The sequence below is a fragment of the Kitasatospora sp. NPDC054795 genome, assembly GCF_053611565.1.
This window is the reverse complement of sequence record NZ_JBSHAP010000231.1, coordinates 1-7175: the sequence shown is the minus strand read 5'-3', so window position 1 is coordinate 7175 and position 7175 is coordinate 1. Positions and strand designations below refer to the sequence as shown.

Genomic DNA, 7175 nt, shown 5'->3' with positions numbered 1-7175 from the left:
AGTGGCGAGTTTGTCGGGGGTGGGGCGCGTTGGGGGAGTAGAGCGCTTGGTGGGGGTGTGTGAGCTGGTGGGTGGCGTCCTCGGTGTCCTGGGTGGTCGCCACGCCGATGCTGGCCGTCACCCGCACCGCGCCCGACTTGAGCTTGAACGGCTCGGCGAACACCGCCAGCACCCCGGACGCGATGGTGTCCACGTCGGCGGGCTGCCGCGCGTCCTCCACCAGCACCGCGAACTCGTCGCCGCCGAGGCGGGCGGCTGTGTCCGAGGCGCGCAGCGCGGTGGAGACCCGCAGCGAGACCGCGACCAGCAGCTCGTCGCCGACCGCGTGGCCCTGGGTGTCGTTGACCACCTTGAAGTCGTCCAGGTCGATGAACAGCACCCCCGTGACGGCTCCGCTGCGCTCGCCCCGGGAGAGGGCGTGGCCGACCCGGTCCAGGAACAGCACCCGGTTGGCCAGGCCGGTCAGCGAGTCGTGGAAGGCCCGGTGGGTCAGCTCGCGCTCCATCTGCCGCTGCTCGGTCACGTCGCGCAGGGTGAGTACCAGGGCGCCCACGGTCGGGTCCGCGCGCAGGTCGTTGAAGCGGACCTCGGCCTCGATCGGGGTGCGGTCCTGGCGCAGCAGCCGCCAGTGCTCGCGCGGCTGCTCCGCCCGGGGCTGGTCGGCGGTCCCGCGCATCCGGGCCAGCGCCTTGCCGACCTCCCGGCTGTCCTCGGGCGGGACCAGGTCGGTCAGCAGGGTGCCGGCCAGGTTCGGGTGGCCGAGCACCGTCTCGGCGGACGGGGAGGCGTAGCGCACGCCGTCGTCGGCGTCGAGGATCAGGATGACGTCGCTGGCGTTCTGCACCAGGGTGCGGAAGTACAGCTCGCTGTTGCGGCGGATGACCTCCCGGCTCAGCACCAAGCGCTCGACCGCGAGGGCCGCCTGCGCGGCGAGGATCTCCAGCGAGCTCCAGAGGCTGGTCAGCTCCTGCTCGGTGCCGGTGACGATGAGCGCGCCGATCAGCGGATCGCCGGAGGGGCGCTCGGCGAGGGTGAGCGGGCAGACCAGGGCGTACGGCATGCCGCTGCGGAGGCGGGTGCGCCGGTTGCCGCCGGGCTTCGCGCCGAGCTTGGCGCCGGGCTTCGCGGCGGCGGACCGCGCGGGGCCGGGTTTGGACGTGCCGGGTTTGGACGGGCCGGGCTTCGACGGGGTGGGCGGGGCGGCGTCCAGGCCCAGGGCGGCCACGGGCAGCAGCAGGGTCTCCCGGGCGGCGGCGAGTTCCAGCACCTGCTCGGACGGCGCGGCGTCCTGCGGGGCCTGCCGGGCGGAGCCGCTCCCGGCGTGCCGCACGTGCAGCACGCCCTCCTCGGTCACCGCGAGCAGTGCGACGTGTCCGGCCTCGGCCGGCATCAGCGTGGACGCGGCGGACTGGACGGCGTCCGCGACCTCCTCCACCGTGACGGCCGCGGTCAGCCGGGCGCCCGCCTCGCGCAGCGTCCGCTCGCGGGCGACGGCCTGCCGGCGGTCGGAGACGACCACCGCCAGCCGGGCCAGCACCAGCAGGTAGAGCAGCGCGGAGAACGCGCCGATCACGCCCGCGTTGCCGGTGTTGCCGGCCAGCGCCTCGATGATCAGGATCGCCGGGGCGATCAGCGAGGCGAGGGTGAGCAGCACCAGCCGGGCGGTGCTCAGGTCCGGCTGCTGGGTGGGCACCGGACGGGTCAGCTCAACCATCGACGGGTGCAGCGCCGCCGCGCCCCAGGCGGTGTAGAAGGCGGCCCAGCCGAGTTCGACGGGCGTGCCGATGTGCCAGCTGCCGTGCAGCTGGATCAGCCCGTACAGCACGTCGGAGACCAGGAGGCCGAGCGAGCCGACGGCGAGCAGCTGCAGCGAGCGGGAGTTGCCCCCGCGCGGGGTCAGCAGGCGCAGCAGCAGGGCGAGCACGACCACGTCGCCGAGCGGGTAGGCGATCGAGACGGCCTTCTGGAACCAGTCGAGGTCCGGGTTCCGGGCGTACGGGAGGATCAGGTAGATCCAGGCGAGCAGGGCCAGTCCGATGGTGGGGATGAGGGCGTCCAGCAGCCCGGCGCGGTCCTGACGGGCCGTGCGCCAGCGGATGAAGCCCAGCACGCCGACCGCGTACAGCACGTACTCGGCGAGGTAGAAGCCGTCCGCGACGGACGGGAACGGGTTGGGCAGGTGCAGGATGTCCAACTGGACGGCCTGGATCACCTCGCCCACGGTGAAGCTGAGGTTGGCGAGCGCCAGCACGTACCAGAAGCGCGCGTGCGCGGGCCGGTTGAGACGCACGCCGACCACGATCGCGGCGACGCCGCCGAGGCCGATGCCCGTCCACCAGATGATCCGCTGGCTCGGATTCGCGTAGTAGATGCCGGTGAACAGCACCATCCAGAGCAGATAACACACCATCAGGCGTTGGCGCCGGCGAGTCAACGAGGCTACCTCCTCCGCGACACCACCCCGCCGGTCGGGCGGGGGAGTTCGGGCGAGGACTGGCGGGCGAGGCGTACGGGCCGGCCCGGGGTGGGACGGGGTGGGCGCTTTCGCGCAGCAGCGAGGCGTCCGGTGGGGGTGTGACCGGACGGCCTCGACGGGGCGGGAGTGCGTATAGTCGGAAATGTCGCACTCCCCAGCATTCTGCCGCCACAGCACGAGGTCAAGCCGGTGGACGACGCAGTAGACAGCGCACAGGGCGTACGTACGGATGTGAGCTCCGACCGTCACGCCGTGGTCCGCAACGACAACGGTCAGTATGCGATCTGGCCCGGGGGCTTGACCGTCCCGGCCGGCTGGCGGCAGGTCCACGGACCGGCCGGGCGGGCCGACTGCCGGGACCGGGTGGAACGCGAGTGGCGCCCCGCCGAACTGGGTTTCCCCGACGGCGCCCCCGTACGGCGGGCGGCGGCCGGATTCGCCGACACGGTGCACGGACTGTTCCGTGCGCGGGCGGCGCACGACCCGGAGGCGGTCGCCGTCATTGCCGCCGACGCCACGCTGAGCTACCGCGAACTCGACCTGCGCAGCGACCGGTTGGCCGCCGCACTCCGGGCCCGCGGAGTCGGCCCCGAGCAGGTCGTGCCGGTCTGCCTGGAACGCGGGGCCGGGCTGGTGACCGCCTGGCTGGCCGTGCTCAAGGCCGGCGGGGCCTTCCTGCCACTGGACCCGGCACACCCGCGGCGACGATTGGCCGGGCTCGTCGAGGACTGCGGGGCCCGGGTGGTGGTCGCGGACGGCGACGGCTTCCCGGGGACCTCCCGGGTACCCGTACTCGGACCGGGGGGCGGCGGCTCCGGCGAGTTCCTGGGCGACGACGGCGCCGTCCCCGACGACCTCGCCTACCTGATCTACACCTCCGGCACGACCGGCCGCCCCAAAGGCGTGCCCGTCACCCACCGTGCGCTGCTGTTCACCCTCGACCGGATCGTCCACGCCTACCGGCTGCGCCCCGGCGAACGCGTCCTGCAACTGGCCGCGCTGGGCTCCGACACCGCGCTGGAGCAGGTGTTCGGCGCCCTGCTCGCGGGCGCGACCGTCGTGCTGGGCGGCGGCGGGGACGCGGGCGGCACCTGGGCGCCCACCGAACTGGCCGGTCGGCTGCCCGGGCTGGGCCTGGCCGTCGCCGACCTCACCCCCGCCTACTGGCACCACCTGCTCGACCTGCTCCCGCCCGGCGGGCCCGGCCCCTGGGAACTGCGGCTGGTCGTGCTCGGCGGGGACGTCGTGGACGCCGCCGACTGCCGCCGCTGCCTGGAGCGGCTGCCCGGCGCCCGGCTGCTCAACGCGTACGGGGTCACCGAGGCGGCCGTCACCTCGACGCTCTGCGAGGTCACGGCCGACCTCCTCGGCGGGGGCGCCACCGGCCCGGGCCCGGCGGGACCGGGCGGCTCCGCCGCGCCCGTACCGATCGGCCGGCCACTGCCCGGAGTGCGGGTGCACGTGCTCGATGCCCGGCTGCGCCCCGTCCGGCCCGGGGAGAAGGGGCAGATCCACCTCGGCGGGCCCGGCCTGGCCCGCGGCTACTGGCGGCAGGCCGGGCTCACCGCCGAGTCCTTCCTGCCCGACCCGTACGCGCCGCTGCCCGGCGAGCGGATGTACCGAACCGGCGACGCCGGACGGTGGCGGGCCGACGGGCAGCTGGAGATCCTCGGGCGCTTCGACGACCAGCTGAAGGTGCGCGGGCACCGGGTGGACCCGGCCGAGATCGAGGCCGTCCTGGCCGCCCACCCGGACGTCCGGCAGGCCCGGATCGCGGCCGACGGGGAGGCGGCGGACGGCAGCCGCACGCTCACGGCCTACTACACGCTCGCCCCCGGGGCGGCCGGCGGGGCGCGGGGGATCCGGGCGTTCCTGGCCGAGCGGCTGCCGGAGTACCTGGTGCCGGCCGACTTCGTGCCGCTGGCGGCGATGCCGCTGACGGCGGCGGGGAAGATCGACCGGCGGCGGCTGCCGCACGCGCCGGTGCGCCCGGTCGGTCCGGGTGGTCCGCCCGGCCCGGCTGCTCCGACCGCTCCGGCCGGAGCGGGTGCGTCCGGTGCGTCCGGTGCGTCCGGTGCCGACGCGGTCGAGGCGGCCGTCGGGCAGCTGTGGGCGGAGCTGCTCGGCGTCGAACACGTCGGCCCGGACGGCGACTTCTTCGCACTCGGCGGCACCTCGCTGCTCGCGATGGAGATGCTGGCGCGGGCCCGGATCATGTTCGGCATCGACGTCGGGCAGGTGCGGGCGCTCACCCGGGCACTGCTGCGTGAACCCGTCCTGCACGCCTTCGCGGGCGCCCTGCGGGCGGCGCGCACGGAGGGCCCCGCAGGCGCCGAACGGGACGCCGGCGTCGACTGGTTCGCGGAGGCCCGGCTCACCGACGACCTCCGGCAGTCCTGGAGCCCGGCGCCCTCCCGGGCCGAGCCCGCCGAGCTCCTGCTCACCGGCGCCACCGGCTTCTGCGGCGCCCACCTGCTGCACGCGCTGCTCGCCACCACCCGGGCCCGCATCCACTGCCTGGTCCGCGCGCCCGACGAGGAGCACGCGCTGGAACGGCTGCGGGCGGCGCAGCAGCGCTTCCTGCGGCACGACCTCGCCGACCGGCGGGTGGTGCCGCTGGTCGGCGACCTCACCCGGCCCGCACTCGGGCTGACGGACCACCGGTTCGACTGGCTGGCCGGGCACCTCGACGCGATCCACCACCTCGGCGGGCAGGTCAATTTCCTCTACCCGTACCACCAGTTGCGCCGCCCCAACGTCGGCGGCACCCGGGAGGTCGTCCGGCTCGCCGGGCACAGCCGGGGCATCCCCGTGCACTACCTCTCCACCCTCGCCGTCCTGGCCGGCTTCGGCGCGGCCGGCGTCCCGAAGGTCACCGAGCGGACCCCGCTCGCCCACCCGGAACGGCTCGGCGTCGGCTACGTCGAGAGCAAGTGGGTCGCCGAACAGCTGCTGCACAACGCGGCCGCCGCCGGCCTGCCGGTCACCGTGCTGCGCACCAACGACGTCACCGGGGACCTCGCGGACGGGGCGATGAACACCGGCACCGAACTGTGCGCGCTGATCGCCTACCTGGCCGACAGCGGGACCTGCCCGGACGTGCAGCTGCTGCTCGACTTCGTCCCCGCCGACCGCTTCTCCCGGGCCGTCGCCCACATCGCCGCCCACGCACCGGCCGCCGGCGAGGTCTACCACCTCACCTCCCCGCAGCCGGGCGTCCTCGCCGACCTCGCCGAGCGGCTGCGGGCGCGCGGCCACCGGATCGCCCCACTGCCGTACGGGGACTGGGTGCGGCGGCTGGTCCGGTTCGCCGCCGGGAACCCGACGCACCCGATCGCACCGTTCGTCCCGCTGTTCGTGGACCGCGCGCCGGGGGCGGAACTGTCGATCAGCGAGATGTACTTCCGGCCGACGTTCCCGCTGTTCGAGCGGGTCAACGCGGACGCGGCGCTGGCCGGGAGCGGGATCGAACTGCCGCCGGTGGAGGCCGGGTTGATCGACCACTACCTGGCGGGGCTGGAGCGGGAGGGCTTCCTGCGGGCGGCGTCGCCGTGAGCCGCTCCGAGGGGGGCCGTGCCGAGGGGAGCCTTTCCGGCGCGAGCCTCTTCGAGGCGCTGGGCGGGCGGCTCGGCGCCGGCGACGGCCCGGTGGCCTTCGGCGGGTCGCTCGGGCCCGGAGAACTTCTGTCGGCGTACCGGCGCGGGCTGTTCCCGCTGCCGGCCTCGGACGTGTACGCGAGCGCGTACAGCGAGGCGCTGTACGGGGACGCCGTCGAGGCGGGCGAGGTGGCGCTGCTGCCGGGCGGGACGGACCCGTACGCGCTGGCCTGGTGGTCGCCCGACCCGCGGCCGGTGATCGTGCCCGACGGCGTCCGGCTCGGGAGGCGGCTGGAGCGGCGGCTGCGCAACCGGTCCTCGTGGTGGACGAGCGCGGACCGGGCCTTCGGGCAGGTGCTGGCTGCGTGTGCCGAAGGGCGTCAACCGGTCTGGCTCACGGAGGAGTTGGTGGCGGCACTGATGAAGCTGCACGGGCTGGGGGCGGCGCACAGCGGCGAGGTGTGGGAGGGGGAGGAGCTGATCGGCGGCGTGTTCGGGGTGGTGGTCGGCCCGGTGCTGAGCCTGGACTCGATGTTCCACCGCCGCCCGGACGCCGCCCGGGTCGCCGTCGCCGATCTCGGGGCGAGGTTTGGTGCGGTGGGCGGGCGGCTGCTCGACGCGCAGTGGGACGGGCCGCACGTGCGGAGCCTCGGGGCGGAACCGATAGCGCGCTCGCGGTACCTCGCCGTGCTCTCGGGTGAGGGCGACAACGAGGACACGGACAGGGGCGCGGACAGGGGCATGGGCGGGGTCGGTGCGCTGGACGGGTCGCCGCTGCCGGCGGCGCGGCTGGGACGGCCAGGTTCGCCCGGCTGATCCCTCCACTCTGACGAACCTCGGATGACCTGCGGTTAAACCTGATCGGTCCGGCTTTTTGGCCTGCCTTCGACAAAGTTATTCCTCGTCAGTAACATGACGCCGCGTGTTCAAGAGCTCCATAGGCAGGGCCGCCGGCCCCGCCGTCCTCACCCTCGTCCTCGCCGGGGCCGCCGCGTGCGGGCCGACCAGCCCCGGTACCCCCCGGATCGGTGCCGCACCGGCCGCCGCCACCGTCGCCGACCCGGCCGCGACCGCCGCCGGGGCCGGCCCGGCCGCCGCCCCGC

At 75.1% G+C, this 7175-nt stretch carries 3 protein-coding genes and 1 pseudogene; 3 read left to right on the top strand and 1 reads right to left on the bottom strand.

All coding sequences use genetic code 11. The annotated features are described in order from the left end of the window. A partial coding sequence (locus ACWGJO_RS40385) for a diguanylate cyclase domain-containing protein (RefSeq protein WP_452190775.1) occupies nt 1-2389 on the bottom strand: 2389 nt, incomplete at its 3' end. Nucleotides 2390-2665: 276 nt separating this feature from the next. Here ACWGJO_RS40385 and ACWGJO_RS40380 point away from each other — a divergent pair. The 3 genes and pseudogenes from ACWGJO_RS40380 to ACWGJO_RS40370 form a co-directional block, all read left to right on the top strand. Next, nucleotides 2666-6031, top strand: coding sequence for an amino acid adenylation domain-containing protein (locus tag ACWGJO_RS40380; RefSeq protein ID WP_452190773.1), 3366 nt, complete (start codon nt 2666-2668; stop codon nt 6029-6031). Beyond that, complete coding sequence (locus tag ACWGJO_RS40375) at nt 6028-6888, top strand: leucyl/phenylalanyl-tRNA--protein transferase (protein ID WP_452190771.1); 861 nt, start codon at nt 6028-6030, stop codon at nt 6886-6888. Before ACWGJO_RS40380 ends, ACWGJO_RS40375 begins: the two co-directional genes overlap by 4 nt. A 106-nt stretch (nt 6889-6994) precedes the next feature. Beyond that, nucleotides 6995-7175: pseudogene (locus ACWGJO_RS40370) on the top strand (hypothetical protein); the annotation flags it as partial.